This window comes from Streptomyces sp. SS8 (assembly GCF_054072955.1).
Map to the genome: position 1 here is coordinate 88,583 of NZ_JBSVCZ010000023.1, position 25,877 is coordinate 114,459.

Sequence of the window (25,877 nt, forward strand, 5' to 3'; positions counted from 1 at the left end):
CGGTCTCTTCGAGCACGCCGCGTCGGCGGTGCAGCCCGGCGCTGGGCACTTTCCCGGCTCGGTGATCCCGTGTGGGGGTTCACGCGGGCACCGACGGCCTTTCCCGGCTGACGGTGTCGAGCAGTAGTTTCGCGGCCACTGCCGCTCCGTCGGTGCGGATGCCGTCGGCCACGGCCCGTGCCCGTGCGAGGGTCTCGGGGCCGAGGGCCGTCCCGAGTGCGGCTGACAGGGACTGGGTGGTCGGAGCCGAGCCGTCGTGTGCCGCACCGATGCCCAGGGCGGCCACCCGGCCGGCCCAGTAGGGCTGGTCTGCCGCCTGGGGCACTACCACCTGCGGCGCTCCGGCCTGGGCGGCCGTCGTCGTCGTGCCCGCGCCGCCGTGGTGCACGACGGCGGCCACCCTGCCGAACAGTGCCTGCTGATTGACCTCGCCGACGACGAAACAGTCGTCCCGGTCGTCAATCAGAGCCAGTTCGGCCCAGCCGCGGCCGACGAGTGCGCGGCGGCCGTGCGCGCGGATCGCCTCGATGGACACCCGGGCGATGTCCGCGGAGACGCCGCGCATGCTGCCGTAGCCGACGAACACCGGAGGTGTGCCCGTGTCCAGGAACGCCAGCAGGTCGTCCGCCAGCGGACGTTCGTCCGGCAGGATCCACGCCCCGGTGTGCACGACGTCGAGCTCCGGGGTCTCCCGCCACGGACCCAGGACCGGGTCCGACGCCAGCCACGGCCGGTCGGTGAAGATGAAACCGTAGACGTCGTCCACCGGCGGCAGACCAACCGAGGCCCGGTGGGCGTTGAGCGCCCCGCCGTGCAGCGCGTTGAAGGTCCGGGCGTTCAGGTCCCACAGCGCCCGGTTGTCGGTCACCTCCGGCGGGAACGACTGGCCCGCCAGCAGCGCGGGGGGCGCTTGGTGCGGCGACCGCAGCAGGAACGGGCAGAAGGTCGCGTACACGTAGGGGATACCGAGTTTCTCGGCCGCCGACCGCGAGGAGAAGTGCGCGAGACCGGTCGCCAGCAGGACGTCGCATCCCTCGGCGGCCGCGGCGACCGTGCCGAACTGCGCGGCCAGCTCGGTCACACGCCGGGAGGCCGCCGATTCCGTCGACGGCGCCGTCATCGTGCCCATCGGCCTGCCGACCGCCACCAGTTCCACGCCGGCCCTGGCCAGCAGCCGGGCGAAGACCTCGTCCGGCGGCGCACAGACCCTCACCTGCGCGCCGAGTTCCCGTAACCGCACCGCCAGCGCCACCAGCGGTTCGACATCCCCGCGCGACCCATACGTCGACAACAACACACGCACTACGCGACTCCCGTTTCTGCAGGTACTGGCCTCGGTCGGCGATTCTGCGGCCTGACGGGGGCCTTGCCGCAAGCCCCCCGGTGCGCTATACGTTGAGCATGGCAAGGAGTGGGAACCTCCTTGCCTTTGGCTTTTGCCGTCCGCGGTAACGGACGACCTCCCGATGAAGCGACGGCGTGCAGCGTAGGACGGCACGTCGGCCCAGGAGGTTCTCACCTACGCCCCGCGCCGTCCTGAAGCTCATCGCGATGTGTGGTTCGGACGTCGCCGGCAGATCAGCGCGCGGCCCAGGGTGGGGAAGGCTTCGTGGATGCCGTCGCGGATCTCCCAGCGGATGCGCAGGCGGCGGAACCAGCGCAAGCGGGCGAACGCGCGCTCCACGAAACACCGTTGGGTTCCCAGCCCGGAGTCGTGCTCGGTGTCACGGCGGGCGATCAACGGCTTCACACCAAGGTCCCAGACCATGCGGCGGTATTTGTCGTGGTCGTAGCCGCGGTCAGCCGGCACCGCGTCCGGGCGCTGCCGGGGTGGCCACGCTTGCCCCGCACCGGCGGCACGGCCTGGAGCAGCGGGACCGGCTGAGTGACGTCGTTGCGGTTGCCGCCGGTCAGGTTGGCGGCGAGCGGGATGCCGGTGGCGTCGGTGATCAGGTGGTGCTTGCTGCCCGCTCTGCCCCGGTCGACGGGACTTCATCCGGTCTTGGACCCCCTTTCAGAGCCAAGATCGATAAACGTCTGGCGATCAAGAGCATCCGATGGTGTGGGAAGGACCGGACCGCCATGGCCCCGGCCCCCGGCGCCCGCCTAGCGTGCTGCTCGACCGCCGAGGACCCCGCGCCCCACGCCCGGGAGCCGGGTCCTCGCCGTATGTCCCACACCGCGCACGTCCACCTGAAGGAGACACGGCCGATGTCGGTAGAAGCAGCCGGTGAAGCGCAGCAGGACCAGAGCCTCAGCCTCGGCACCGCCGCCGCGCGGAACCTCGCCACCACCACCAAGTCCGTACCCCAGATGCAGGGCATCACCTCGCGCTGGCTGCTCAAGGTGCTCCCCTGGGTGCAGACCGAGGGCGGTGTCTACCGTGTCAACCGCCGTCTGACCTACACGGTCGGTGACGGCCGCATCGAGTTCGTGAAGACCGGCTCACGGGTCCAGGTCATCCCGCGGGAGCTGGGCGAACTCGCGGTACTGCGCGGCTTCGGGGACGTGGGCGTGCTGACGGCCCTGGCCAACCGCTTCGTCCAGCGCGACTTCGAGGCGGGCGAGGTACTCGCGGAGGAGGGCGGCGCGGCCGACCACATCTATCTGATCGCGCACGGCAAGGTGCAGAAGACCGGTAGCGGCCCGTACGGCGAGCCCACCCGTCTGGGTGTGCTCGGCGACGGGGACCGCTTCGGCGAGCAGAGCCTGCTCGACGGTGAAGCGGTCTGGGAGTACACCGCCAAGGCCGTCACCGGCGGCACTCTCCTCGCCCTCCAGCGGCGGGAGTTCACCTCCGTCATGGAGAGCTCGCCCGCCCTGCGGGACCACGTCGCGCAGTTCGCCGCCCTCCCCCGGCAGCGGCAGAACGAACGGGGCGAGGCCGAGATCGCCGTGGCGTCCGGCCACAGCGGAGAGCCCGAACTGCCCGGCACGTTCGTGGACTACGAACTCCGCCCGCGCGAGTACGAACTCAGCGTCGCCCAGACCGTGCTGCGGGTTCACACCCGCGTGGCGGACCTCTACAACAAGCCGATGAACCAGACCGAACAGCAGTTGCGGCTCACCGTCGAGGCGCTGCGCGAGCGCCAGGAGCACGAGCTGGTCAACAACCCCGAGTTCGGCCTGCTGCACAACGCCGAGTACAGCCAGCGGATCCAGACCCACTCCGGACCGCCGACCCCGGACGACCTGGACGAACTGCTCAGCCGTCGCCGTGGCTCGAAATTTCTTCTGGCCCACCCGCGCACCATCGCCGCCATCGGCCGCGAGATGAACGCCCGCGGCCTCTACCCCGACCACGTCGACCTGATGGGCAACCACGTACCGGCCTGGCGGGGCGTGCCGATCCTGCCGTGCAACAAGATCCCCATCACCAGGGAGCGCACCAGCTCCGTCATCGTCATGCGTACGGGGGAGGACGACCAGGGCGTCATCGGTCTGCACCAGACCGGGATCCCCGACGAGTACGAACCCGGCCTGTCGGTGAGGTTCATGGGCATCGACGAGAAGGCGATCATCTCCTACCTCGTCACGGCCTACTACTCCGCCGCGGTGCTCGTGCCCGATGCGCTCGGCGTCCTGGAGAACGTCGAGATCGCCCGCGAAGGGGAGTGATGGGCGGTCCGGGACGACACGAGGAGAGTGAGGCGCGCGTGTCGCGGCCCTTCGAACTGCCGGACTTCTACGAGCCGTATCCGGCGCGGCTGAACCCCCACCTGGAGTCGGCCAGGACGCACTCCAAGCAGTGGGCCCGGCGGATGGGGATGATCGAGGGTTCCGGGGTCTGGGACGAGGACGACTACGACTCCCACGACTACGCCCTGCTGTGCGCCTACACCCATCCGGACGCGTCCGCCGATCGGCTGGCCACGGTGACCGACTGGTACGTGTGGGTGTTCTTCTTCGACGACCACTTCCTGGAGAGCTTCAAACGCGACCGGGACATCGCGGGTGCCGGGGAGTACCTGGAGAGGCTGCGGGCCTTCATGCCGGCCGGTCCCGGCGGAACGGCCCGGGGCGCCGACACCCCCGGTGCGCCGGAGAACGCGGTGGAGCGGGGTCTGGCCGACCTGTGGGCCCGCACGGTACCGGCCATGTCGGACGGCTGGCGCAACCGGTTCGCGCAGGCCACCCGCCATCTGCTCGAGGAGAGCATGTGGGAACTGGCCAACATCAGCGAGGGGCGGATCGCCAACCCCCTGGAGTACATCGAGATGCGCCGCAAGGTCGGCGGCGCTCCCTGGTCGGCGGGCCTGGTGGAGTTCGCGGCGGAAGCCGAGGTGCCCGGGGCGGTCGCGGCGAGCCGCCCGGTCCGGGTGCTCAGGGACGCCTTCTCGGACGCGGTGCACTTGCGCAACGACCTCTTCTCCTACCAGCGTGAAGTGGAGGAGGAGGGCGAACTCTCCAACGGTGTCCTGGTCTTCGAGACGTTCCTCGGCTGCGGCACCCAGCAGGCCGCCGACGCCGTCAACGACCTGATCACCTCCCGGCTCCACCAGTTCGAGCACACGGTTCTCACCGAACTGCCACCGCTGTTCGCCGAACACGGCCTGGACCACTCGTCCTGCGCCGACGTGCTCGCGTACGCCAAGGGCCTCCAGGACTGGCAGGCGGGCGGCCACGAGTGGCACATGCGCTCCAGCCGCTACATGAACGACGGCCCGGCCGGTGGGCGCGGCGCCCCCCTGCCGGGCGGGGCGGGGCTACCTCACGGGCCGACCGGCCCGGGCACCTCGGCCGCCCGCATCGCAGCCTCGGTGGCGTCAACCCTGCCGGCCAGACTCAGAAGCCATGCGCACCCCCCGTACGAGAGGGTCGGGCCGGTGCGCGTCCCGAAACTGCGCATGCCGTACACCACCCGGCTCAGCCCCCACCTGGACGCCTCCCGCGAGAACGTCGTGGGCTGGGCACACCGGATGGGGATGCTGGACACCGTGCCCGGTGTCCCCTTCTCCGGTATCTGGGACGAGCACAAGCTGAGGGCCTTCGATTTCGCCCTCTGCGCGGCCGGGATCCACCCCGACGCCTCGCCCGCGCGACTGGACCTGACCACGGGCTGGCTCACCTGGGGCACCTACGGCGACGACTACTACCCGGTCGTCTTCGGACGCACCGGCGACATGGCGGGCGCCAAGGTGTGCACCGCGCGCCTGTCGTCCTTCATGCCGGTGGATTCCGGTGACGTCCCGGCGCCGTCGAACGCGCTGGAACGGGGTCTTGCAGACCTGTGGGCCCGCACGACGGGCCCGATGGCGGTGGACGCCCGCCGCACCTTCCGCGGCACCATCGAGGAGATGGTCGGCAGCTGGCTGTGGGAGCTCGCCAACCAGGCGGCGCACCGCGTCCCGGACCCGGTCGACTACGTCGAGATGCGCAGGAAGACGTTCGGCGCGGATTTCACGATGAGCCTGTCCAGGCTCTCCCACGGCAGAACGGTGCCGGCCGAGATCTACCGGGCCCGTCCGGTCATGGCGATGGAGCACGCGGCGGGGGACTACGCGGGCCTGCTCAACGACCTGTTCTCCTACCGGAAGGAGATCGAGTTCGAGGGGGAGATCCACAACTGCGTGTTCGTCGTGCGGAACTTCCTCGACTGCGGCACGGCCGAGGCCCTGAAGATCGTCGGGGATCTGGCCGACTCCCGGATGCGCGAGTTCGAGCGTGTCGTCTCCACTGAGCTGCCCCGGATGTTCGCGGACCTCGCCCTCGACGCCGAGGTCCGCGCCACGCTCACCGGTTACGCGCGCGAGCTCCAGCACTGGATGGCCGGCATCCTCATCTGGCACCAGGGATGCCGCCGCTACACGGAGTCCGAGCTGCGCCGTCCGGTGGGAGGGCCGCCGCGCCTCCCCCACGGGCCGACCGGCCCGGGCACCTCGGCCGCCCGTGTCGCGGCGGCGTTCGGCAGCGCCCTCGAGGCGGCGCGGGTACCGGAGCCATGGGGCGGTCACGCATGGAACGGGGCGGGTGAAGCATCCGTGTGACATGGAGTGCGTGATTTACCGGGAAGAGGACGGCACGGCCCGGCAGGCCGGCTGCGAGCGGCCCGACGAGGCGGGGCGGACGGTGCTCAAGCACCTGCGAGATCTTGGCGAGGGGGAGTTCGGCTGGGTGCGCCTGGACTCTCCCGCCGAGCGGGAGGTGGCCGAGCTGACCGCCGAGCTGGGGCTGCACCCGCTGGCGGTCGAGGACGCGGTCCACGCGCGCCAGCGCCCCAAGCACGAGCGGTACGGCGATGTGCACGCGGTGGCGCTCAGGACGCTGTGGTACGTCGGGAAGGGGCCGGGAGCGGAGGCGGGAGAGGTGGAGACGGGGGAGATGATGGTCTTCCTCGGCCCCCGCTTCGTGATGACCGTCCGTCACGGGCCGGCCGACCCGGCCGCCGAGGCCGCCCGCCGGCTGGCCGCCGACCCGGCGACGCTGCGCTTCGGCCCCGTCTCGGTCCTGCACGCCGTCCTGGACGTGGTGGTGGACGCCTACGGCGACGCCGCCGAGAAGGTGCGCGCCGACCTCACCCGGCTGGAGCGCTGCGTCTTCTCCGCGTCCCGCGACGACCTCACCGAGGAGATCTACTCGCTCAAGCGCGAGGTCCTGGAGTTCCGCGACGCCGTCCGCCCCCTGGTCCCGGTGGTGCAGGAGTTCGCCGCCCAGTCCCGGTCGCGGTGGCCGCAGGAGCTGCTGCCCTACTTCCGGGACGTGGCCGACCACCTGAACCGTACCGACACCGAGGTCCGGTCCCTGGACGAGCTGCTCAACTCCGCGCTCGACGCCCACCTGGCCAGGGTGGGCACCTGGCAGAACGACGACATGCGCCGCATCTCGGCATGGGCGGCGATCCTCGCGATCCCCACCATGGTCGCCGGCCTGTACGGCATGAACTTCGAGCGTATGCCCGAACTGGGCTGGGACTTCGGCTATCCGCTGGCCTTGGCCGCGATGGCCGCCGCCTCCGGCTTCCTGTACCGGTCCTTCCGCCGCAACGGATGGCTGTGACGGCCGGCACGGGCCGCCCGAATGCCCCGAAAGGGGCCTTAAGGGGTTTCCGTCCGGTGAGGGAGGCAACGCGGAACAGAGTCGATCCCGTTCCTTCCCGAAGGAGTCCCCCGTGGCTGTCACTGCCTTTGTGATACCTCCCCTGCTGCTGTGCGTGATGCTCGCCCTCGGGCGGTACGAGGAGCGCATGCTGGGCGAGGCCGGCCCGGAGTCCGCGGCCGAGGCCCCGGGCGAGCGCCACCTGAGGGCCGTGCCGGACCTTCCGGCGGACGGGCCGTCGCGGTCCGCCGCCCCGCTCGAGGACGAGCGCGCCGCGTGAGACGCGGCCACCACGGGACGGGAACCCCGCCGTTGCCCGCCCCGGTGCCGGCGCGAGCCGGCCGGCCGAACCGCCGGGTGATCCGTGACGGGGCAAGGCCGCCGCTTCACGGGAAGCGGCGGCCTTGCCCCGTTCCGCGGCCCGCCCCCTCCGTTCCCGGCCCAACGCCCCCGGCCCCCGTTCCCGCCGTGCGGCCACCGCGGGAACGGGGGCGCCGTTCACCGGATGTGCGGGTGGCATCCGCGCGCGGATGCGAAACCGGAAGTATCCGGCCATCCGGGTGCGCATGTGGCGATCCGCCCCGGGCACGCGATCTGTCATGGGAACTCTGAAGCGATGGGAACGCAAGGTCGAGAGCTGGGAGCACTCGCTGCTGGCCAGGATGCTCCGCAGGGAACCGGTCGAACTCCTCGACGCCCTGCGGCGCGAGTGCGACGACCACGCCGTGGTGTGCAGCCACAGCCGTGTGGTGGTCCCCAACGCCTACGAGGTCGAACTCTCCGCCGCGGCGCACGGGAAACTGGCGCGGCGCGGCGGCCAGATAGGCCAGCTCCTGGCGGACAGCCTGGCGCGCCACGGGGAGCGGAAGGGCTACGAGTGGGCCGGCCCGCTCACCGTCCGCGTCACCGTCTGTGACGACCTGCCCAACGGCCGCTACCGTGTGACCGGCAGCCCCACGCCCAACGTCCGCGCCGACGCGTTCGCCGGGCACGGGGATCCGGTCTCCGCCCCGGTGCGCTGACCGTGTCCCCGGAGCGGCCCCGGCGCGGCACCTCCACAGGTCCAGAAGGGCGGCGCGCCACCCGGAGTTTCACGGCCCGCCGGGTGTGACCAGCAGGAAAGGGGTACGGCGAGCCCCCCAGTAGAGCAACGCCTCCCAGCCGCACCCGGTCAGACGCTCCGCACAGGCCCTCAGCTCCCGTTCGGCCCGCTCGCGTCCGGTGGAGGCGGTGGGGCCCCGCCATTCCACACGTACCGTGCCCGGTTCGCCGGAGTCGAGGACGCGGTACCCCGCGCTGATCCGGTGTCCGTCCGCGTCCACCGCCGACGGTGGCATGCCCGCGGCCTCCAGCGCCAGGGACACCGCCCAGACCATCCGTGTCCGCTCCCAGGGCGCCGGGACACCCGGACCGGTGCCGGTGGAGCCGTCCGTGACACGGCGTATCTCCAGCACCCCGGCCCAGGCGCGGGCCACGGCGGCGGCGCGCCGCCCGGCCTCCTCCTGCGGCGGCCCGTCGCCGGTCGCCGCGGCGAACGCGCCGGAACCCGCGACCCCGGCGGGAGTGGCCGGAGCGGGAGTGGCCGGGGGACCGGACGTGGCCGGAACCGACCCCTGACTCGACTCCGCGTACAACCCCTCGCGCACCGCCCGCCCCGCCTCGGTCAGGTAGTACCTGCCCGCCGGGCCGTACGCCACGGCCAGGCCCCTGTCCCGCAGCGCGGCACCCGTCGCAGGGCTCCCCGCCAGCTCCCCCGTCGCGGGATCGGACGCCAGGACCGCCCGCCGCTGCGCGGGGGTGAGGGACTTCGCCGTAGGCCGCCGCGGCACCGCACACCTCCCCACGGGCTTCCCGCCCGGTGCGGGTGAGCCCATGGGGACCAGTATCCGGGCGGGAGACCGGGGAAGCCGGGACGGCCCTCAGCCGGCGCCGGCCGAGGGCCGTCCCGAGGGTGTCAGCAGCAGCGGCTCTGCGGGTGCTCCTCCCGGTGCCGGGCACGCTGCCGTTCGTAGTCGCGCCAGGAGGGGACCGGCTCGCCCGGGTGTTCGCGCAGGTGCCTGAGGCGGAAACGCTCGTAGTCCGCCTCACCGGAGAACTCGCGCAGATACCAGCGCACCCCCCGCAGCAGCCGGGCCGCCCCGTCGAGCAGTGCGGCCGTCATCGTTCGCCCGCCCCCACCGGCTCCCGGTCCTTCTCCCTTCCTTCGCCCGACGACCACGAGGCCGGGACCTCGATCCGGGACTCCACGTAGGGCACCTCGGTGGTCGGCAGCGGCTCGGCGGACCGTACGGCGCGTACGCACACCACGGCCGCGTTGGCGATCACAGTGGCGACCACCAGCAGGAACAGGGCCATGATCACGCCGTCGACGGTCTGGTTGAGCACCACCGTGTGCATCTCGTCCATGTTCTTGGCCGGGGCCAGCACCTGACCGGCTTCGATGGCGTCCACGAAGCGCTCGCGGTTGGCGAAGAAGCCCACCTTGGGATCGCCGGAGAAGATCTTCTGCCAGCCGGCGGTGAAGGTGACCGCCACGTCCCACGCCAGCGGAAGGCCCGGCACCCACGCCCAGCGCAGTTTCCCGGCCTTGATCAGCAAGGTGGTGGCCAGGGTGAGGGCGATCGCGGCGAGCAGCTGGTTGGCGATGCCGAACAGCGGGAAGAGCTGGTTGATCCCGCCGAGCGGGTCGGTGACGCCGACGTAGAGGAAGTAGCCCCAGGCGCCGACGACGAGGGCGCTGGTGATCCAGATGCCCGGCTTCCAGGTGACCCGGCCGATGGGCTTCCAGACGTTGCCCAGCATGTCCTGGAGCATGAAGCGGCCGACCCGGGTGCCCGCGTCCACCGTGGTGAGGATGAACAGCGCCTCGAACATGATCGCGAAGTGGTACCAGAAGGCCTTCATCCCGGCGCCGCCGAACACCTGGGAGAAGATCTCCGCCATGCCGACCGCCAGGGTGGGCGCGCCGCCGGTGCGCGCGATCAGGGTCTCCTCCTCGACGGCTTTGGCCGCCGCGGCCAACTGCTCGGGAGTGATGCTGAAGCCCAGGTTGGCCACCGCCTGCGAGGCGCTCTCCACGGTGGTGCCCAGCATGCCCGCCGGGGCGTTCATCGCGTAGTACAGGCCCGGGTCGATGACACAGGCCGCGACCAGCGCCATGACGGCCACGAAGGACTCCATCAGCATGGAGCCGTAGCCGATCATCCGGACCTGCGACTCCTTCTGGATCAGCTTCGGCGTGGTGCCGGAGGAGACCAGCGCGTGGAAGCCGGACAGCGCGCCGCAGGCGATGGTGATGAACAGGAAGGGGAACAGCGCGCCGGCGAAGACCGGGCCCTCGCCCGAGGAGGCGAAGGGGGTCACCGCGTCGGTCCTCAGCGTCGGTGCGGCGATCACCACACCGACCGCCAGCAGCACGATCGTCCCCACCTTCATGAAGGTGGACAGGTAGTCACGGGGGGCCAGCAGCATCCACACCGGCAGCACGGAGGCGACGAAACCGTAGCCGATCAGGCAGAACACCAGGGTCGTGGGGCTCCAGACGAAGGCGTCGGCCAGCGAGGAGGCCTGGATCCAGCCGCCGGCGAGGATGGCCAGCAGCAGCAGGGCCACACCGATGACGCTGGTCTCCACGACCCGGCCCGGCCGCAGGTAGCGCAGGTAGAAGCCCATGAACAGGGCGATGGGGATGGTCATGGCGACCGAGAAGGTGCCCCAGGGGGAGTGAGCCAGGGCGTTGACCACGACCAGCGCGAGCACCGCCAGCAGGATGACCATGATGGCGAAGACGCCGATGAGCGCCGCGGCGCCGCCCACCCTGCCGATCTCGTCGCGCGCCATCTGGCCCAGGCTCTTGCCGTCCCGGCGCATGGAGAAGAACAGGATCATCATGTCCTGGACCGCCCCGGCGAAGATCACACCGACGACGATCCAGATGGTGCTCGGCAGATAACCCATCTGGGCCGCCAGTACCGGGCCCACCAGCGGTCCGGCCCCCGCGATGGCGGCGAAGTGGTGGCCGAACAGCACACGGCGGTCGGTGGGGTGGTAGTCGACACCGTCCTCCAGCCGCTCGGCCGGGGTGGCGCGGCTGTCGTCGGGCCGCAGGACGCGCCGTGTGATGAAGCGGGCGTAGAAGCGGTAGGCGATGGCGTACGAGCCCAGGGCGGCCACCACCAGCCAGATCGCGGAGATCTCCTCCCCCCGGGCCAGGGCCAGCATGCCCCAGCCGGCCGCGCCGAGGAGGGCGACGACGATCCACAGCAGAACCGATCTCGGCCTGTTCTTCGGTGGTTCGGTCGGTGCGGAGGGTGCGGAGGGTGCGGAGGGTGTGGACATGGCGGCTCCTTGCCGGGTCGTCGCTGACTCGTCACTGGTTCACAGCCCCGGTGGACAGCGGTATCAGGGCCACAGGCCGCGGGGCCGGCCGGCTCCTGTGGTCTGTGCAAGAGTTGCCGGTCGCCGCGATCGGGTTGACAACGGATTCACGGCGGATTTCCCTGGTCTCCCTGCCGGCGGAAGGCAGCGGGCCGGTAACCGGCGGGCGAGGGGCCCGCGCACCCCGAGGACGGTGATCGATGGCCGACGGCGCCATGGCCACGGCGTTCCTCGCCGTCATCGGCGGAGCGTCGCTCCTGGCGGCCACCGCCCGCCGCCTCCACACCCGCGACCGCCTGCCGTCGCTGGAGGGCTGGGCGCTGGCGGACCGGAGCCTGGGCACCGTGTGGACCTGGCTGCTGCTCGGCGGCACGGTCTTCACCGCCTACACCTTCACCGCCGTGCCCGGGCTGGCCTACGGCAACGGGGCCACCGCCTTCTTCGCCCTCCCCTACACCGTGATCGTCTGCCCGCTGGCGTTCGCCCTGCTGCCCCGGCTGTGGTCCGTGGCCCGCCGCCACGGCTACGTCACCGTCGCCGACTTCGTCCGCGGGCGCTACGGCTCGCCGCCGCTGGCGCTGGTGGTCGCCCTCACCGGCATCCTCGCGACCATGCCCTACCTGGCCCTCCAACTGCTGGGGATCCGCGCGGTGCTCACAGCGGGCGGCCTGTACCCGGACGCGGTCACCGGGGACCTGGCGACGGCAGCGCTGTTCGCCGGACTGGCGGTGGCCACCTACCGGCACGGGCTGAGGGCTCCCACCGTCATATCCGCCCTCAAGGGCGTGGCCGTCTTCGGCTCGGTCCTGGCCACCGTCTGGCTGGCCCTGGACCACCTGGGCGGCCCCGGCGCCATGTTCGCCGCGGCCGGGAGCACGCTTGCCGAGCGGGGCGCGGAGGGCGCCCCGCTCGTCCTCGCCCCCGGCCAGCGCTCGGCCTTCGCCACCCTCGCGCTGGGCTCGGCACTCGCCCTGTTGATGTACCCCCACGTGCTCACCGCGGGGTTCGCAGCCTCCGGCACAGGGGTGCTGCGCAGGGTCTCCTCCGCCCTGCCGCTGTGGACGGCGGTGCTCGGACTGTTCGGGCTGCTGGGCATCGCCGCCCTGGCCCATGGGGTGCACACCCCGCACGGCGGCGCGGAGGCGGCGGTGCCCATGCTGGTCGACCGGCTGATGCCGGGGCCGGCGGCCGGACTGGTCTTCGGGGCACTGGCGGTGGGCGCGATGGTGCCCGCCGCCGTGATGTCGATCGCTGCGGCGACCTCGTTCGTGCGGAACGTGTACGTCGAGTACTGCCACCCCACGGCCACCCCCAAGCACCAGGTCAGGGTCGCCAGGGCGGTCTCGCTCGCCGCCAAGGCCGGGGCGATCGCCTTCGTCCTCGGCCTGCGCGACCAGGACGCCGTGAACCTGCAACTGCTCGGCGGCGTATGGATCCTGCAGACCCTCCCCGCGGTGGCGGCAGGGCTTTTCACCCGCCGCCTGCACCACCGAGCGCTGCTCGCCGGCTGGGCCGCCGGAATGGTGGTCGGCACCTTCATGGTCGTACGCGAGGGGTTCTCCCCGGTGGTGCCCTTCGGGTCGTCCGGCCTGGAGGTCTACGCCGGCCTCGCGGCCCTGCTGCCGAACCTGGCCGTCGCGGTGGCCGCCACGTTCGCCCTCGACCGTGCCGGGGTCCCCCGTGGTCCGGACACCACCACCCTCCCGCCCCGGATCGTCCTCAGACACCGTCCCGAGACGGGAGCGAGCACACCATGAGACCCATCCGCGGCCGGTTCGGCAGGGACGCCCGCGCCGCCGTCCTGCCACCCGCCCCGGCCGGGCGCGGTCCGGTGCAGCCGGGTCCGTCCGCACTGCCGGCGCCGCCGCGAGCGGCCGCCGAGGGGCTGGAGCCCGAGCGCGAGGCGGAGGTGGCCCGCCTGTTCAGCCTGCACTACACACCGATGCTGAGGCTGGCCACACTGCTCGGCGCCGACGACCCCGAGAACATCGTGGCCGAGGCCTACTACCAGATCTACCGGAAGTGGAGGAAGCTGCGCGAGCCCGGTTCCGCGGAGGCCTACCTGCGGTCCGTGGTCTGCAATCTGACCCGGATGCGCATACGCCATCTCCAGGTGGCCCGCAAGCACATGGAGCCGCCGCCGTCCGAGCCGGTCGCCTCCGCCGAGAACTCGGCGCTCCTCCGCGACGACCAGCGGGTGCTGATCGACGCGCTCCAGCGGCTTCCCACCCGGCAGCGCGAGGCCCTCGTCCTGCGTCACTGGCTGGGACTGAAGGAGAGTGAGATCGCCGCGGCCATGGGGATATCGGCCGGTTCGGTCAAGACCCACACCTCGCGCGGCATCGCGGCCCTGACCCAGGCGATGGAGGCCCGGAGATGAGCACCCCCCGCACACCCGGCGCCCCGGGCGACCCCGGCACGGAGGAAAGACTCCAAGAGGCACTGGAGGCCATGGCGGGGGGCGTTCACGCGGCCCCCGACGCCTACCGCGCCGCCCGCGGCGGCTGGCTGCGCAGGGAGCGCAGACGCCGGCTGGTCCTGGCGGTCCTGGTGACCGTCGTGTTCGTGCTGGCCACCCTGATCGGCCTGTGGGTCCTCAACCAGGCGCCCACCGGACGCGGAACGGTCTTCGGCGACGGCCACGGCGGAGGACGGCCGGCCGCGGCCGGCCGGTGAGAGGGCGCGGGCCCGCCCGTCCGCCCGCGCCCTTCGGCGCCGTCCGGTCAGCCGCCGCTGGAGGCCACGATCTCGCGGACGTTCTCCACGCTTCCGCAGCCGGCTTCCAGGTGTCCGGCACGCGCCTTCACGAAGGCCTCCCCGAGCTGGGCGCGCCGGCTGCCGGCGACGTTCTCGCGGGCGTCGTTGAGCAGGGTGCGCTCCTCCTCGTCCGCGTGGTGGTTGACGGCGGTGACGAGCGCCTCCAGCTTCTCGTCCCACTCCTTCGAGGAGGTGTCCTCCACCTCCAGCAGGGCGAGCAGCGCCTCGTTGGCCTCACCGTGCTCGTGCACGCTGTGCTCGACATCGTCGTCGTCGACGTTCTTGTAGCGCCGCAGGGCCGGGTAGACCTTCTCCTCCTCGGCCAGCGAGTGGGCGACCAGCAGGCCGGCGAACTCGCCCAGCGCGCCGGCCCGGTCGGCCTCGGCGTTGCGCATCGTGCGGAAGAGGTCCTCCATCCTGCGGTGGTCGCGCAGGATCAGTTCGACGACGTCGGACTCGGCGGACGGCATGTGGACTCCTCGGGGGACACGGAACGGACAGGACGGTGAAGCGGTCGACCGGTACGCCGGATACCCCGCCGCCCCGGCCGGACACCCCCGTCGTGCGTTCCGTGATCCACCGGTTCCCCCGCCGCTGCGGAGGAACCGGTGCCGCCGCCCCTCCCCGCCCGGACGTGACGGGACCGGTACGCGGCGGAGGCTGCCGGGCGAGTCGGCCTCCGCCGCGTCCGTCACCGCCCCCGGCCGGCCCGCAACGGGCGGCGGCACCGGGCCGTCACGCCCCGGCGGCGCGGGCCGGCCCGTCTTCCGGGGACGGTGCATCCGAAGGAGTGCGGAAGATCAGGACGACCGGGCGGACGGAGAGCGGTTCCACCGGTCCCGTCAGCCCGGTCGTCCCGGCCCCTGAGACAGGGCGGGCCCGTCAGCGCGGCGGCACGGTCGCGCCGTCGCGCTCCCAGCGGTAGAAACACCGCGCCATGGCGTCCTTCGGGCCGCGCCAGGTCTCGGGGTCGTAGGGCCGTACGTACGCCGTCAGCCGCTCGCTGACGGAGCGGAACTCCGGGTGGTCCACGGCCCGGGCGATGGCCGGTCCGGGGTCCCGCTCACTCTCGATGAGGTGCATGTACACGTCGCCGAACTGGAAGAGGCTGCGCCGGGCGACGCCCACCAGATGCGGCAGCTCGCCGCGGTCGGACTCGGCGAACACCTTCGCGATGTCAGGGGCCGCCCCCGGTTCCATCCGGGCGACGATCAGGGTGTGGTGCACGGAAGGGATCCCTTCTCAGTCGGCCATCGCCGCGGGCTCGCCGGCCCGCCGGGCGCGCTGCTCGATCCGGTCCCGGATCAGGGCCATCTGGACGCGGGAGTTGCGGTTGATGTTCCGCGTCATCCACGTGTCGTCGACCGGTGCGTCCGGCTTCATCGCGAAGTCCTGCGTCCAGCGCATCCTCACGCCCTCGGAGGTCTGCGCGTACTCCCAGCGGATGTCCATGTACTGGAAGGGGCCCGTCTCCACGCGGTGGGCCCGTACGGTGAGGGCGTCGCGGTCGGCGGTCCGCTGTGACACCCAGCTCCACACCGTGCCGTTCTCGTCGGGGTGCATGGTCAGGCGGAAGGTGGTGGTGTCGCCGTCGCGCGAGAGGATCTCCACGGAGGCGTACTCGCTGAACAGCCGCGGCCAGTTCTCGATGTCGTTGGTCATCTCCCAGACGAGGTCCAGGGGCGCGTCGATGACGATCTCGTTCTCGGTGTGCCCGGCCATCTCATGCTTCCGCTGTCAGAACGCCGTTGACGAAGTCGAGGAACTCGCGGGGAGTCCTGCACTGCTCGGCCCGCTCCGGCATGTCCCGGCCGTAGCGCTTCTCCAGTTCGCCCACGACGCCCAGCAACCCGAGCGAGTCGAGGCCGAAGGCGTCGAAACCGGAGCCGGCCCGCTGCCGCAGGTCACCGGGGTCCACGGCGACGCCCGCCGTCTGCTTCATCAGCGCGGCCAGTTCCTCGACGGTCACCTGGCCCGTCATCTGGTCGGTCATGCGGATGCACTCCTTCGGTCGGTGGAGGGTTCGGCGCCGCGCCGCAGCACGAGCGCCGCGTTCGAGCCCATCAGTCCCCGGCTGAGGACCAGGGCGGTGCGCAGCTTTGCGGAGCGCGCCCGGCCGGTCACCAGATCCAGGTCGTGGCAGACCTCGAAGACGTTGGGTGTGGGGGGTACCAGACCGTGCTCCATGGCGAGCACGGCCGCCGCGGCGTCCAGCACGGGCGCCCCGCAGTAGGCGCGGCCGGTCCCCGTCTTCGGAGCGGTGACGGGCACGCGCCGGCCGTGCGGGCCCAGGGCGTCGGTGATCGCCAGCGCCTCGGCCCGGTCGGCCTCGGCCGTGCCGAGGGCGTCGGCGAACACGACGTCGACCTCCTCGGGTGCGCAGCCCGCCTTTGCCAGCGCGGTGCCGATCGCCCGGGCCAGCCCCGCCCGGGAGCGATCCCAGCGGGATGCCCCGGTGAAGGTGGCGGCGTGGCCGGCCACCACGGCGCGGGGCTCGGCCCCGCGGTCGAGGGCCGCGCCCTCCTCCTCCAGCACGAGCATCGCCCCGCCCTCGGCGGGGACGAAGCCGCGGGCATCGGCGGTGAAGGGCCGGTAGGCGCGCTCGGGGTCGCCCTCGGTGCTGAGTTCGGGATAGCCCAGCTGGCAGACCATCGAGTACGGGGCCAGCGGAGCCTCGGCCGCACCGGCGACGACGGTGTCGGTGCCACGCACCACGGCGCGGGCGGCGTGCGCCAGGGCGTCCAGACCGCCCGACTCGTCGGCGGCCACCACACCGCAGGGTCCCTTGAAACCGCCGCGGATGGAGATCTGGCCGGTGCTGGCGGCGTAGAACCAGGCGATGGACTGGTACGGGCCGACGTGGCGCGAGCCCTGTCCCCACAGCTTCTGCAGTTCGCGCTGCCCGAACTCACCGCCTCCGGACCCGGCGGCGGTGACCACGCCCACCGAGTACGGGGAACCGATGTCGGCGTGGCCGAGCCGGGCGTCCTCCAGGGCGAGGGAGGTGGCGGCCATGGCGAAGTGGGTGAACCGGTCGGTCTGGACGAGGTGGCTGCCCTCGATCACGGCGGCCGGGTCAAAGCCGCGGACCTCGCCCGCGACCTTCAGCGGCAGATGGCCGCAGCCCTCCCGGGAGATCCGGTCCAGGAGGCTGTGGCCCTCCGCGGCCGACTTCCAGAAGGCATCCGCGCCGACTCCGCCCGGTGAGACGACTCCGATGCCGGTGACGACCGCGCGCCGCGCGCCTGGCGGGTTCATGGTGTCCTCCAGCCCGGCCCGCTCAGCACCACCGCGGACTGGAAGCCGCCGAAGCCGCTGCCCACCGACAGCACGTTCCGCAGCCTCCGCTCACGCGCCGCGCGCGGCACGTAGTCCAGGTCGCACTCGGGGTCCGGGGTCTCGTAGTTCGCGGTGGGCGGCACCACCTGGCGGTCCAGTGCCAGGACGCAGGCGGCGACCTCGATGGAGCCGATGGCGCCGAGGGAGTGGCCCACCATGGATTTGATCGAGCTCATGGGCGTGTCGTAGGCGTGGGCGCCCAGGGACCGCTTGACCGCCGCGGTCTCGTGGCGGTCGTTCTGCCGGGTGCCCGAGCCATGTGCGTTGACGTAGTCGATGTCCGTGCCGTCCAGACGGGCGTGGTCCAGGGCGGTGTCGATCGCCCGCGCCATCTCCAGGCCCTCACCGGTCAGTCCGGTCATGTGGTAGGCGTTGCCGTAGGTGGCGTAGCCGGTGATCTCGCAGTACACGCGTGCGCCGCGTGCCCGGGCGTGCTCCAGCTCCTCCAGCACCAGTACCGCGCCGCCCTCTCCCATCACGAAGCCGTCGCGGTCGGCGTCGAACGGCCGGGACGCGTGCGCGGGGTCGTCGTTGTTGGGGGAGGTGGCCTTGATGGCGTCGAAGCAGGCCATGCTGATCGGTGAGATGGGGGAGTCCGCCGCGCCGGCGAGGCAGACGTCCATGCGGCCCTCCTCGATGGCGTGGAAGGCGTAGCCGAGAGCGTCCAGCCCGGAGGTGCAGCCGGTGGAGACGGTCTGCACCGGGCCGCGGGCGCCGAACTCCTCGGCGACCGCCGAGGCGAGCGTGCTGGGCGAGAACGCGCGGTGCAGGTGCGCACCGGCCCGCCGGTGGTCGACGTCCCAGCGCGAGCCGTGCTCGCTGACCAGGACGTAGTCGTGCTCCAGACGGGTGGTGCCGCCGACCGCGGTCCCCAGGCTGACACCCAGGCGCCAGGGGTTCTCGCGCTCCGTGTCCAGACCGGCGTCGCCGACCGCCTCCGCGGCGGCGACCAGCGCGAACTGCACGTAGCGGTCGCAGCGTTCGGTCTGCTCCACCGTCAGGCCGTGCGCCAGTGGTTCGAAATCGCACTCCGCGGCGATCCGTGAGCGCAGGCCCGCCGGATCGAAGAGGGTGATACCCCGGGTCGCGGTGCGGCCGTTGGCCAGGAGGTCCCAGAAGGCCCCGGCGCCGATGCCGCCGGGGGCCACCACGCCCAGGCCGGTGACGGCCACGCGTCGCGTCACGAGGACACTCCGGTGGGCTGCGCGGCCCGGTCGCCGGCGGCCCGGTCCGCCGTGGTCTCCTCGGTGTCGACGTGCCCGAGCTCCGGGCGGGGGGCCAGCGGACCCAGGTGGAAGACGAGGCGGGCCTCGGTGTCGCCGACGTTGCGGAACCGGTGCCGCATGTAGGCGGGGATCATCAGGCCCTGGTCCGGGGCGAGGGGGTGGGGCTCCCCGTCCAGGTCCACCTCGAGGCGGCCGCTGACGACGTAGACGAACTCCTCGGAGTACGGGTGGTAGTGCTCGCCGATGCGGTCGCCGGGCTCCACGATGGCCAGGCCCATGAAGCCGCTGGTGGAGCCGACGGTGGTGGGGGTGAGCATGGCGCGCAGGTCTCCTCCGCGCCTGCGGTTGGGCGCGGTCTCAGAGAGGTCGACGATGCGAGGGGGCTGCTGGGTCATGGTCGTTCGCTCCAGGGGAGTGGAAAGGGGCGGGAGGTGCGCGGGCGGGGCCGGCCGGCGCTGTGGCCGGCGGGGGTTCAGGAGTGCGGTGCTCCCCGGTCGGTGAGCAGCCGCATGCCGGCGTGCGCCAGCAGGCGCAGGAGGCCGCGTTCGTCGGCCGGGGGGCTGTCGAGGCCGAGCGCTTCGAGGTCGAGCAGGCCGGCGGCCTCGCCGAGGGCGTCCGGTTCGCCGAGGCCGAGGACCCGGGCGGGGACGGAGTCCGGTTCGGCCTCCATCTCGACCATCCGTACGACGATGTCGTCGCGCTGGAAGACGGTGACGGCGCGGACCGGATCGTGCGGGTCGTTCGCGGCGCTCTCCTCCTGCCGGGCGATCAGCCGCGCCAGGTCCGTGCCGCGTCCCTCCCGGGCCGGGTAGTACAGGGCGTGCCGCCGGGCCCGGGGCGGCTTCGGCCCGCCGGACGCGGTGCGGTGCACGGCCGGCATCGCCGCACGGGTGAGGAAGACCCGGGCGGACTGCGGGTCGCCGAGGTCGCGTTCCCGCTCCAGGTGGGGGGCGAGGGCCTCCTCGACCGCGCGGACCTCGGGCCGACCGATGGCGTGGCCGAGGGCGGCGGACAGGTCGCCTCGCACCTCGACGGTCTGCACGACCCTGTCGCCGTGCAGGAACACCGAGGTGCGCAGCAGCCGGGTGGTCTCGTCCACCTCCGGGTCGGGCGGGGCGAAGCCGGACAGGATCTCCGCGACCTTGGACTCGCTGCCGGGCCGGACGGTGTAGGTCAGGGCGTGGTGCACCGTTCCGTCGCCCAGACGGACGGGCGGTCGTTCCCCGTCCGGAGCGGCCGCGGCGCGCCCGCCGCCGCGGGTCTCCCTGAGGATGCCGAAACGCAGCGGCCGCATGGTGCGGACGCAGGCGCGCAGCGGCCTGACCGTCTCCAGGTGTTCCTCGCTGTTCACCCAGGCGAGGAAGGGCGGCGCGCTCTCCCACTCGCTGGTGATGAGCCACTGGGACGGGTTCTCGATGGACTGGCAGAGCTGGTCGCTGATGTGGCCGGGCACGGAGGCCACCTGGGCGCACATGCGCTCGTAGGCGTCGAGGAAGCGCTGCTGGGCTCCCTCCTGAAGGTCCACCAGCAGGACGGCCCGGAGCCGGGAGCCGTCGAACACCGACTGGGAGACACGGTCCGGCACCTGGGGCGCGCGACCCGGGAGCGTCATCCTGGGAACCTTTCCGTTGGCGAACGGTGGGACTGCCGAGGGCGTTGACTCGGCGTCAGTCGTCATGAGAACTGATCATGTGACGCTCTTTCCGGTCCCGCAAACCGTCGGAATCAACCGGGTGAAGGGCGGGCGAAAAGGATGCCTCGGTGGCATCCATAACCGTCCGGGGCGCGTGTGTGCGCGCAACCGTGGAATCGATGTGCTGGAGGAAAGAGATGAACGAAGAAGCCGACCACAGGACCCCCGTCCTCATCGTCGGTGGTTCCCTGGTGGGCCTGTCCGCCTCGCTGTTCCTCGGCCGCCTCGGTGTGCGGCACACCCTTGTCGAACGGCATGCGGGGACCTCGACCCACCCGCGGGGGCGCGGCAACAACGTGCGGACGATGGAACTGTTCCGGGTGGCGGGCGTCGAAGCGGGGATCAGGGAGGCGGCATCGGTCCTGTCCGGCAACCACGGCATCCTCCAGACCCCCTCGCTGACCGGGGACGAGGGCCGGTGGTTGTTCCAGGAGATCGACCCGGACGGCGCGCTCGCCCGCATCAGCCCCAGCGCGTGGTGCCTGTGCAGCCAGAACGACCTGGAACCGGTTCTGCTGGAGCGCGCCCGCGAACTCGGCGGCGACCTGCGGTTCTCCACCGAGCTGATCAGGTTCGAACCGGACCCGGACGGGGTCACGGCCGTGGTCGGGAGCAGGGAGACCGGGGGGCGCACCACCGTCCGCGCCGACTACCTCATCGCCGCGGACGGCCCGCGCAGCCCGGTGCGCGAGCGCCTGGGCATCGGCCACAGCGGCCCCGGCGAGCTGTTCCACAACGTGAGCGTCACCTTCCGCTCCCGGGAACTGGCAGACGTGGTGGGCGACCGGCGCTTCGTCATGTGCTATCTGACCGGCCCGGAAGCGGACGGGGCGCTGCTGCCGGTCGACAACCGGGAGCACTGGGTCTTCCACATCCCCTGGCACCCCGAGAGGGGCGAGACGCTGGAGGACTTCACCGATGCGCGGTGCGCCGAGCACATCCGCCGCGCGGTCGGAGTGTCCGGGATCGACGTGGAGATCACCGGAAGGGCGCCGTGGCACGCGGCGGAACGGGTGGCCCTGCGGTACGGGGCCGGCCGTGTCCTCCTGGCCGGCGACTCGGCTCACGAGATGTCCCCCACCGGCGCCTTCGGCTCCAACACCGGCATCCAGGACGCGCACAACCTGGCGTGGAAGCTGGCCGCCGTGCTCGGCGGCTGGGCCGGTCCGGGCCTGCTGGAGACCTATGACGCCGAGCGCCGCCCGGTCGCACAGGCCACCGCCGCCCGTGCCTCGGCACGCTCCGCGGAGCACAAGCACCCCGGCTACACCCCGGCCCCCGGCGCGCAGGGACGCGGTCCGCAGGGCGGCATCCTCACCGTGGCCGTCGGATACCGCTACCCGCGCGGCGCCGTCGTGGGCGCCGACCCCGAGGCGCCGCCCGTCACCGGGGACCTGCGGCTGACGGGCGAGCCGGGCAGCCGGGCGCCCCATATGTGGCTCAGCCGTGCCGGGGAGCGGATCTCGGCCCTGGACCTGTACGAGCGCTCCCTGGTCCTGCTCACCGGAGCCGGTACGGCGGCCGGTTGGTACGAGGCGGCCGGCCGGGTCGCCGAGAAACTGTCCGTGCCGCTGACGCCGTACCGGATCGGGACCGGGACGGACGCCGACCTCGTGCCCGAGGACGGCGCGGACTGGGCGCGCACCCACGGCACGGAGCCGGGCGGCGCGGTACTGGTGCGCCCCGACGGGTTCGTGGCATGGCGCTCGGCCGGGCCGGTACCGGACCCGGACGAGGCACTGCGTCAGGCCGTCTCGGCGGTGCTGGCGCTGGACTGACGACCCCCGGCAGCGCGGCTCGCCCGCCCGCCCGGCCCACGGGGGATCACCCGGCGGGCCGGGCGGGCGGGCGGAAGCAGGCGGTGACGGCCTTGCCGCCCGTGCAGGGGCGGGCCTCCCACTCGTCGGCCAGTGCGTCGACGAGGAACATGCCGCGCCCCGATGTCCGTTCGGCGCTGGGGGAGCGGGGCGCGGGGAGCGCGGCCGAGGAGTCGCGCACGCTCACGTGCAGGCACCGGTTGTCCCACGTCAGCACCAACTGGGCGGTGCTGTGGGCGTGTACGTGCGCGTTGGTCACCAGCTCCGAGACGGTCAGCAGCACCGCGTCCACCGTCTCCGGGGCCGATTCCGTCCACCCCAGCGACTCCAGATGACCGCGTGCCCACTCCCGCGCGGCCTTCACCCCGCTGGCCACCGGCAGTGACCTTGCCCACCCCACGGCCCGCAGCGACGACTCGCACACGACGCCCACCTCCCAGCTCGCTGGGGGACTTCTACCCCCGGCGGGCCGGTGCAATGGCGCGGCGCCCGCGACACGGGCGGGACAACGGCGGGACATGGCCGGTCTGTGTCTGTGTCCGGGGTGTGATGGCATGCCGCACGGCGCCGGGGGGCACGAGCCCTCCATGCGTTTGGCGGTTGTGGACGTGGGGTCCAAGACGGTGCGGCTGGTGGTGGCCGACTGCGGCGGTGACATACCGCTGCCGGTGCACACGGCCAAGCGGCGGCTGAGGCTGGCCGAGTACGTGGAGCCGGACGGACGGCTCGGCGAGCGGGCGGTGGACGCCGTGGTGGCCGCGGTCGCAGAGGTGAGGGAGGAGTCCGCCCGCTGGGGGGTGGAGCAGCCCTTCGCCTTCGCCACCGCGGTCGTCCGGGACGCGCCCAACCGCCATCAGGTCCTGGAGGCCGTCCACAGCGGGGCCGGGGTTCCCCTGTACGTCATGTCGGGTGCGACGGAAGGGGAGTTGTCGTTCCTGGCGGCCCGGCAGTGGATGGGCTGGCAGGCCGGTCCGATGGTGCTGCTGGACATCGGCGGCGGCTCGCTGGAGGTGGCCTTCGGCCGGGACAGGACGCCCGGCTTCGTGGCCTCCCTTCCACTGGGCGCGGGACGGATGACGCGCGAGTACTTCGGGGAGGCGGACCCTCCGCCGGCCGGTGCGGTCAGGGAGCTGAGACGCCGGGTACGCCATGAGCTGCGGGACGTGGCGGTCCGGATCCACTGGGAGCGCCCCCGTACCGCCGTGGCCGTCTCGCGCACCTTCCAGCAGTTGGCCCGGCTGTGCGGGGCCCCTCCGGGGAAGCTGGGCCCCTTCGTCACGCGCCGCATCGAGCGCGGGGACCTCAAGGCGGCCGTGGAGCGGCTGGCCTCCCTGCCCGCGGCCGCCCGCGCGGAACTGCCGGGCATCTCCGCCGCCCGCGCCCGGCAGTCCCTGGCCGGAGCCGTGATAGCGCACACGGCCATGCGGTGTATGGAGATAGAGACCCTCACGCTCTGCCCGTGGGGGCTGCGCGAGGGCGTCATGCTCAGAGAGATCAGGGAGCAGGCCCCGCTGTGGCACCAGGTCCCGGCCGACATGCGCCGGACGGATCCGTCCGGCGCGGCGCCGCCCCTGGCCCGGCCCTCGTCCGGCCGCCGAGGCCGGCCCGGTGAACGGGTGGTCAAGGACGTCGTGGTCCGGGAGGGTTGAGGGGCCGGTGGCCGTCCGGCCCTACGGGCGGACGGCCGGCGCCACGCGGGCCGGGGAGGGCCGGTGTCCCCGGGGCCGGGCTCGTCGACCCTCCGCACGGCGGATCCGGAGGCCTCAGGATGCGTCGATCTCGGTGATCAGGTTCTCGATGCGGGCGCGGATCTCGTCGCGGATGGGGCGCACGGCGTCCACGCCCTGCCCGGCCGGGTCGTCCAGCTGCCAGTCCAGGTACTTCTTGCCGGGGAAGACCGGGCAGGTGTCGCCGCAGCCCATGGTGATGACGTAGTCGGACGCCTGGACGGCCTCGGTGGTGAGCACCTTGGGGATCTCGGCGGACATGTCGATGCCGGCCTCCCGCATGGCCTGGACGGCGGCGGGGTTGACCCGGCCGGCGGGGGCGGATCCGGCGGAGCGGACCTCGATCCGGTCGCCGGCCAGGTGGGTCAGCCAGGCGGCGGCCATCTGGGAGCGGCCGGCGTTGTGGACGCAGACGAACAGCACGGACGGCTTGTCGGGCATGCGGGATCTCTCCTGGGCTCGTCGGGGGCCGGGTGGCATCACCTCCGGCCGATGTGACAGTATCAGCGCATGCTGACGTCAGTCGACACTGACCTGATCCGGGTGCTCGCCGACCCCCTCAGGATGCGCATCGTGACCCTGCTGGCCACCGAGACCCTGTGCACCACCCACCTGGTCGCCGAGACCGGCGCCAAGCAGACCAACCTCTCCAACCACCTGCGCGTCCTGCGCGAGGCCGGCGTCGTGGAGACCGAACCGTGCGGCCGCTACACCTACTACCGGCTGCGCCCGGACGTCATCGAGTGCCTGGGCCGCTCCTTCACCGAACTGGCCCGCACCGCCCGCACCACCCGCGCCGCCGAGACGAGAAGGGCCTGCCCGTGACCACCACCGAAGAGACCACCAGACCAGCGGACCCCTCCCCGGACGCCTCGATCGTCGCCCGCCTCTCCACCCTCGACCGGTACCTGGCGGTGTGGATCCTGGCCGCCATGGCCGCCGGCCTCGGACTGGGCCGGCTGATCCCCGGCCTGAACGACGCCCTCAGCCGGGTCGAGATCGGCGGCATCTCACTGCCCATCGCCCTGGGCCTGCTGGTCATGCTGTACCCGGTGCTGGCCAAGGTCCGCTACGACCGCCTCGATGCCGTCACCGGCGACAAGCGCCTGATGGTCTCCTCCCTGGCGGTCAACTGGATCGCCGGCCCGGCGGTGATGTTCGCCCTGGCCTGGACCTTCCTGCCCGACCTGCCCGAGTACCGCACCGGACTGATCATCGTCGGCCTGGCCCGCTGCATCGCCATGGTCATCATCTGGAACGACCTGGCCCGCGGCGACCGCGAGGCCGCCGCCGTCCTGGTGGCGCTGAACTCCGTCTTCCAGGTCCTCGCCTTCGGCCTGCTGGGCTGGTTCTACCTCGACCTGCTGCCCGGCTGGCTCGGCCTGGCCGACGGCGCCGCCCTGGACATCTCCGCCTGGGAGATCGCCGCCAACGTCGCCGTCTTCCTCGGCATCCCCCTGGCCGCCGGCTACCTCACCCGCCGCCTGGGCGAGCAGAGGATGGGCCGCGAGAACTACGAGCGGAAGTTCCTGCCCCGCATCGGCCCCTGGGCGCTGTACGGGCTGCTGTTCACCATCGTGATCCTCTTCGCCCTCCAGGGAAGGACCATCACCTCCCAGCCATGGGACGTCGCCCGCATCGCGCTGCCGCTGCTGGCCTACTTCGCGGTCATGTTCTTCGGCACCTTCGCGCTCGGCAAGGCCATCGGCCTGGCCTACCAGCGCACCACCACCCTGGCCTTCACCGCCGCCGGCAACAACTTCGAACTGGCCATCGCGGTGGCCATCGCCACCTTCGGCGTCACCTCCGGCCAGGCCCTGGCCGGCGTCGTCGGCCCCCTCATCGAGGTCCCCGTCCTCATCGCCCTGGTCTACGTCGCCCTCGCCCAGCGCAAGAAGTTCACCAC

26 protein-coding genes and 1 pseudogene are annotated in these 25,877 nt (G+C 72.5%); 12 read left to right on the forward strand and 15 right to left on the reverse strand.

Annotated features, from left to right (window positions below):
- Nucleotides 1–79 precede the first annotated feature (79 nt).
- Entirely contained in the window at nt 80–1,303 is a 1,224-nt protein-coding gene (locus ACW69E_RS21225) for a glycosyltransferase (RefSeq protein WP_457499861.1), read from the reverse strand.
- Nucleotides 1,304–1,543: 240 nt separating this feature from the next.
- Nucleotides 1,544–1,992 (reverse strand): annotated as a pseudogene (locus ACW69E_RS21230) (transposase); the annotation flags it as partial.
- Nucleotides 1,993–2,211: 219 nt separating this feature from the next.
- Here ACW69E_RS21230 and ACW69E_RS21235 point away from each other — a divergent pair.
- The 5 genes from ACW69E_RS21235 to ACW69E_RS21255 all read left to right on the forward strand — a co-directional run bounded on the left by ACW69E_RS21235 (nt 2,212) and on the right by ACW69E_RS21255 (nt 8,057).
- On the forward strand, nt 2,212–3,618 hold the full coding sequence (locus ACW69E_RS21235) for a family 2B encapsulin nanocompartment shell protein (RefSeq protein ID WP_457499862.1): 1,407 nt from the start codon (nt 2,212–2,214) through the stop codon (nt 3,616–3,618).
- 38 nt (nt 3,619–3,656) lie between these two features.
- Entirely contained in the window at nt 3,657–5,987 is a 2,331-nt protein-coding gene (locus tag ACW69E_RS21240; RefSeq protein ID WP_457499863.1) for a terpene synthase family protein, read from the forward strand.
- Nucleotide 5,988: 1 nt separating this feature from the next.
- Nucleotides 5,989–6,996: a magnesium and cobalt transport protein CorA gene (locus ACW69E_RS21245; RefSeq protein ID WP_457499864.1), complete on the forward strand. Its 1,008-nt coding sequence runs from the start codon at nt 5,989–5,991 to the stop codon at nt 6,994–6,996.
- A 112-nt stretch (nt 6,997–7,108) separates the two neighbouring features.
- Nucleotides 7,109–7,315: a hypothetical protein gene (locus tag ACW69E_RS21250; RefSeq protein WP_457499865.1), complete on the forward strand. Its 207-nt coding sequence runs from the start codon at nt 7,109–7,111 to the stop codon at nt 7,313–7,315.
- 319 nt (nt 7,316–7,634) lie between these two features.
- Nucleotides 7,635–8,057, forward strand: a complete 423-nt coding sequence (locus ACW69E_RS21255) for a DUF3662 domain-containing protein (protein ID WP_457499866.1) — start codon at nt 7,635–7,637, stop codon at nt 8,055–8,057.
- 69 nt (nt 8,058–8,126) lie between these two features.
- On the opposite strand, the gene ACW69E_RS21260 is transcribed toward ACW69E_RS21255, so the two are convergent.
- The 3 genes from ACW69E_RS21260 to ACW69E_RS21270 form a co-directional block, all read right to left on the reverse strand.
- Entirely contained in the window at nt 8,127–8,864 is a 738-nt protein-coding gene (locus tag ACW69E_RS21260) for a hypothetical protein (RefSeq protein ID WP_457499867.1), read from the reverse strand.
- Between the two features lie 125 nt (nt 8,865–8,989).
- Nucleotides 8,990–9,196, reverse strand: a complete 207-nt coding sequence (locus tag ACW69E_RS21265) for a YbdD/YjiX family protein (protein WP_457499868.1) — start codon at nt 9,194–9,196, stop codon at nt 8,990–8,992.
- The gene (locus ACW69E_RS21270; RefSeq protein WP_457499869.1) at nt 9,193–11,373 is read right to left on the reverse strand and encodes a carbon starvation CstA family protein; all 2,181 of its coding nucleotides are present in this window, start codon (nt 11,371–11,373) and stop codon (nt 9,193–9,195) included. Before ACW69E_RS21270 ends, ACW69E_RS21265 begins: the two co-directional genes overlap by 4 nt.
- Nucleotides 11,374–11,612: 239 nt before the next feature.
- Between ACW69E_RS21270 and ACW69E_RS21275 the strand changes: the two genes are divergently transcribed.
- Genes ACW69E_RS21275 through ACW69E_RS21285 form a run of 3 tightly spaced genes read left to right on the forward strand, consistent with a single transcriptional unit; the run spans nt 11,613 to nt 14,088 of the window.
- Nucleotides 11,613–13,169 carry a sodium:solute symporter family protein gene (locus ACW69E_RS21275; protein WP_457499870.1) on the forward strand — a complete coding sequence of 519 codons (1,557 nt, stop codon included), beginning with the start codon at nt 11,613–11,615 and terminating at the stop codon, nt 13,167–13,169.
- Nucleotides 13,166–13,792, forward strand: coding sequence for a SigE family RNA polymerase sigma factor (locus tag ACW69E_RS21280; RefSeq protein WP_457499871.1), 627 nt, complete (start codon nt 13,166–13,168; stop codon nt 13,790–13,792). Before ACW69E_RS21275 ends, ACW69E_RS21280 begins: the two co-directional genes overlap by 4 nt.
- Nucleotides 13,789–14,088: a hypothetical protein gene (locus ACW69E_RS21285; RefSeq protein WP_457499872.1), complete on the forward strand. Its 300-nt coding sequence runs from the start codon at nt 13,789–13,791 to the stop codon at nt 14,086–14,088. Before ACW69E_RS21280 ends, ACW69E_RS21285 begins: the two co-directional genes overlap by 4 nt.
- Before the next feature lie 47 nt (nt 14,089–14,135).
- Here ACW69E_RS21285 and ACW69E_RS21290 read toward each other — a convergent pair whose 3' ends face one another.
- From ACW69E_RS21290 to ACW69E_RS21325, 8 genes are all read right to left on the reverse strand, one after another.
- A complete protein-coding gene (locus ACW69E_RS21290) occupies nt 14,136–14,639 on the reverse strand; it encodes a hemerythrin domain-containing protein (protein ID WP_457499873.1) in 504 nt (167 codons plus the stop codon).
- 412 nt (nt 14,640–15,051) lie between these two features.
- A complete protein-coding gene (locus tag ACW69E_RS21295) occupies nt 15,052–15,396 on the reverse strand; it encodes a TcmI family type II polyketide cyclase (RefSeq protein WP_457499874.1) in 345 nt (114 codons plus the stop codon).
- Between the two features lie 15 nt (nt 15,397–15,411).
- Entirely contained in the window at nt 15,412–15,891 is a 480-nt protein-coding gene (locus tag ACW69E_RS21300; protein ID WP_457499875.1) for an SRPBCC family protein, read from the reverse strand.
- 1 nt (nt 15,892) lies between these two features.
- Nucleotides 15,893–16,162, reverse strand: coding sequence for an acyl carrier protein (locus ACW69E_RS21305; RefSeq protein WP_093848769.1), 270 nt, complete (start codon nt 16,160–16,162; stop codon nt 15,893–15,895).
- Complete coding sequence (locus tag ACW69E_RS21310; protein WP_457499876.1) at nt 16,159–17,427, reverse strand: ketosynthase chain-length factor; 1,269 nt, start codon at nt 17,425–17,427, stop codon at nt 16,159–16,161. Before ACW69E_RS21310 ends, ACW69E_RS21305 begins: the two co-directional genes overlap by 4 nt.
- A complete protein-coding gene (locus tag ACW69E_RS21315; RefSeq protein WP_457499877.1) occupies nt 17,424–18,692 on the reverse strand; it encodes a beta-ketoacyl-[acyl-carrier-protein] synthase family protein in 1,269 nt (422 codons plus the stop codon). The genes ACW69E_RS21310 and ACW69E_RS21315 overlap by 4 nt, the downstream gene beginning before the upstream one ends.
- Nucleotides 18,689–19,129 carry a cupin domain-containing protein gene (locus tag ACW69E_RS21320; protein WP_457499878.1) on the reverse strand — a complete coding sequence of 147 codons (441 nt, stop codon included), beginning with the start codon at nt 19,127–19,129 and terminating at the stop codon, nt 18,689–18,691. Before ACW69E_RS21320 ends, ACW69E_RS21315 begins: the two co-directional genes overlap by 4 nt.
- Nucleotides 19,130–19,206: 77 nt before the next feature.
- On the reverse strand, nt 19,207–20,346 hold the full coding sequence (locus tag ACW69E_RS21325) for a SchA/CurD-like domain-containing protein (RefSeq protein WP_457499879.1): 1,140 nt from the start codon (nt 20,344–20,346) through the stop codon (nt 19,207–19,209).
- A gap of 218 nt (nt 20,347–20,564) precedes the next feature.
- Here ACW69E_RS21325 and ACW69E_RS21330 point away from each other — a divergent pair, with 218 nt between their 5' ends.
- Nucleotides 20,565–22,205, forward strand: a complete 1,641-nt coding sequence (locus tag ACW69E_RS21330) for an FAD-dependent oxidoreductase (RefSeq protein ID WP_457499880.1) — start codon at nt 20,565–20,567, stop codon at nt 22,203–22,205.
- 46 nt (nt 22,206–22,251) lie between these two features.
- Here ACW69E_RS21330 and ACW69E_RS21335 read toward each other — a convergent pair whose 3' ends face one another.
- Nucleotides 22,252–22,668 carry an ATP-binding protein gene (locus ACW69E_RS21335; RefSeq protein WP_457499881.1) on the reverse strand — a complete coding sequence of 139 codons (417 nt, stop codon included), beginning with the start codon at nt 22,666–22,668 and terminating at the stop codon, nt 22,252–22,254.
- A 163-nt stretch (nt 22,669–22,831) separates the two neighbouring features.
- On the opposite strand from ACW69E_RS21335, the gene ACW69E_RS21340 reads away from it, so the two are divergent.
- Nucleotides 22,832–23,893: a Ppx/GppA phosphatase family protein gene (locus ACW69E_RS21340; RefSeq protein WP_457499882.1), complete on the forward strand. Its 1,062-nt coding sequence runs from the start codon at nt 22,832–22,834 to the stop codon at nt 23,891–23,893.
- A 114-nt stretch (nt 23,894–24,007) separates the two neighbouring features.
- Here ACW69E_RS21340 and ACW69E_RS21345 read toward each other — a convergent pair whose 3' ends face one another.
- Nucleotides 24,008–24,412 carry an arsenate reductase ArsC gene (locus tag ACW69E_RS21345; protein WP_457499883.1) on the reverse strand — a complete coding sequence of 135 codons (405 nt, stop codon included), beginning with the start codon at nt 24,410–24,412 and terminating at the stop codon, nt 24,008–24,010.
- Between the two features lie 69 nt (nt 24,413–24,481).
- On the opposite strand from ACW69E_RS21345, the gene ACW69E_RS21350 reads away from it, so the two are divergent.
- Together ACW69E_RS21350 and arsB are read left to right on the forward strand one after the other, a co-directional pair.
- Nucleotides 24,482–24,796, forward strand: a complete 315-nt coding sequence (locus ACW69E_RS21350; RefSeq protein ID WP_457499884.1) for an ArsR/SmtB family transcription factor — start codon at nt 24,482–24,484, stop codon at nt 24,794–24,796.
- Nucleotides 24,793–25,877: ACR3 family arsenite efflux transporter (gene arsB, locus ACW69E_RS21355; protein ID WP_457499885.1), on the forward strand; the 1,085-nt coding region annotated here is incomplete at its 3' end. The genes ACW69E_RS21350 and arsB, both read left to right, overlap by 4 nt.

Excerpts from the sequence above, each read along its gene's own strand:
- ACW69E_RS21350 (WP_457499884.1), top strand. The coding sequence starts at position 24,482 with ATGCTGACGTCAGTCGACACTGACCTGATCCGGGTGCTCGCCGACCCC.
- ACW69E_RS21265 (WP_457499868.1), bottom strand. The coding sequence starts at position 9,196 with ATGACGGCCGCACTGCTCGACGGGGCGGCCCGGCTGCTGCGGGGGGTG.
- ACW69E_RS21320 (WP_457499878.1), bottom strand. The coding sequence starts at position 19,129 with ATGACCCAGCAGCCCCCTCGCATCGTCGACCTCTCTGAGACCGCGCCC.
- ACW69E_RS21245 (WP_457499864.1), top strand. The coding sequence starts at position 5,989 with ATGGAGTGCGTGATTTACCGGGAAGAGGACGGCACGGCCCGGCAGGCC.
- ACW69E_RS21270 (WP_457499869.1), bottom strand. The coding sequence starts at position 11,373 with ATGTCCACACCCTCCGCACCCTCCGCACCCTCCGCACCGACCGAACCA.
- ACW69E_RS21305 (WP_093848769.1), bottom strand. The coding sequence starts at position 16,162 with ATGACCGACCAGATGACGGGCCAGGTGACCGTCGAGGAACTGGCCGCG.
- ACW69E_RS21345 (WP_457499883.1), bottom strand. The coding sequence starts at position 24,412 with ATGCCCGACAAGCCGTCCGTGCTGTTCGTCTGCGTCCACAACGCCGGC.
- ACW69E_RS21255 (WP_457499866.1), top strand. The coding sequence starts at position 7,635 with ATGGGAACTCTGAAGCGATGGGAACGCAAGGTCGAGAGCTGGGAGCAC.
- ACW69E_RS21310 (WP_457499876.1), bottom strand. The coding sequence starts at position 17,427 with ATGAACCCGCCAGGCGCGCGGCGCGCGGTCGTCACCGGCATCGGAGTC.
- ACW69E_RS21285 (WP_457499872.1), top strand. The coding sequence starts at position 13,789 with ATGAGCACCCCCCGCACACCCGGCGCCCCGGGCGACCCCGGCACGGAG.
- ACW69E_RS21330 (WP_457499880.1), top strand. The coding sequence starts at position 20,565 with ATGAACGAAGAAGCCGACCACAGGACCCCCGTCCTCATCGTCGGTGGT.
- ACW69E_RS21300 (WP_457499875.1), bottom strand. The coding sequence starts at position 15,891 with ATGGCCGGGCACACCGAGAACGAGATCGTCATCGACGCGCCCCTGGAC.
- ACW69E_RS21325 (WP_457499879.1), bottom strand. The coding sequence starts at position 20,346 with ATGACGCTCCCGGGTCGCGCGCCCCAGGTGCCGGACCGTGTCTCCCAG.
- ACW69E_RS21275 (WP_457499870.1), top strand. The coding sequence starts at position 11,613 with ATGGCCGACGGCGCCATGGCCACGGCGTTCCTCGCCGTCATCGGCGGA.
- ACW69E_RS21280 (WP_457499871.1), top strand. The coding sequence starts at position 13,166 with ATGAGACCCATCCGCGGCCGGTTCGGCAGGGACGCCCGCGCCGCCGTC.
- ACW69E_RS21340 (WP_457499882.1), top strand. The coding sequence starts at position 22,832 with ATGCGTTTGGCGGTTGTGGACGTGGGGTCCAAGACGGTGCGGCTGGTG.
- ACW69E_RS21290 (WP_457499873.1), bottom strand. The coding sequence starts at position 14,639 with ATGCCGTCCGCCGAGTCCGACGTCGTCGAACTGATCCTGCGCGACCAC.
- ACW69E_RS21235 (WP_457499862.1), top strand. The coding sequence starts at position 2,212 with ATGTCGGTAGAAGCAGCCGGTGAAGCGCAGCAGGACCAGAGCCTCAGC.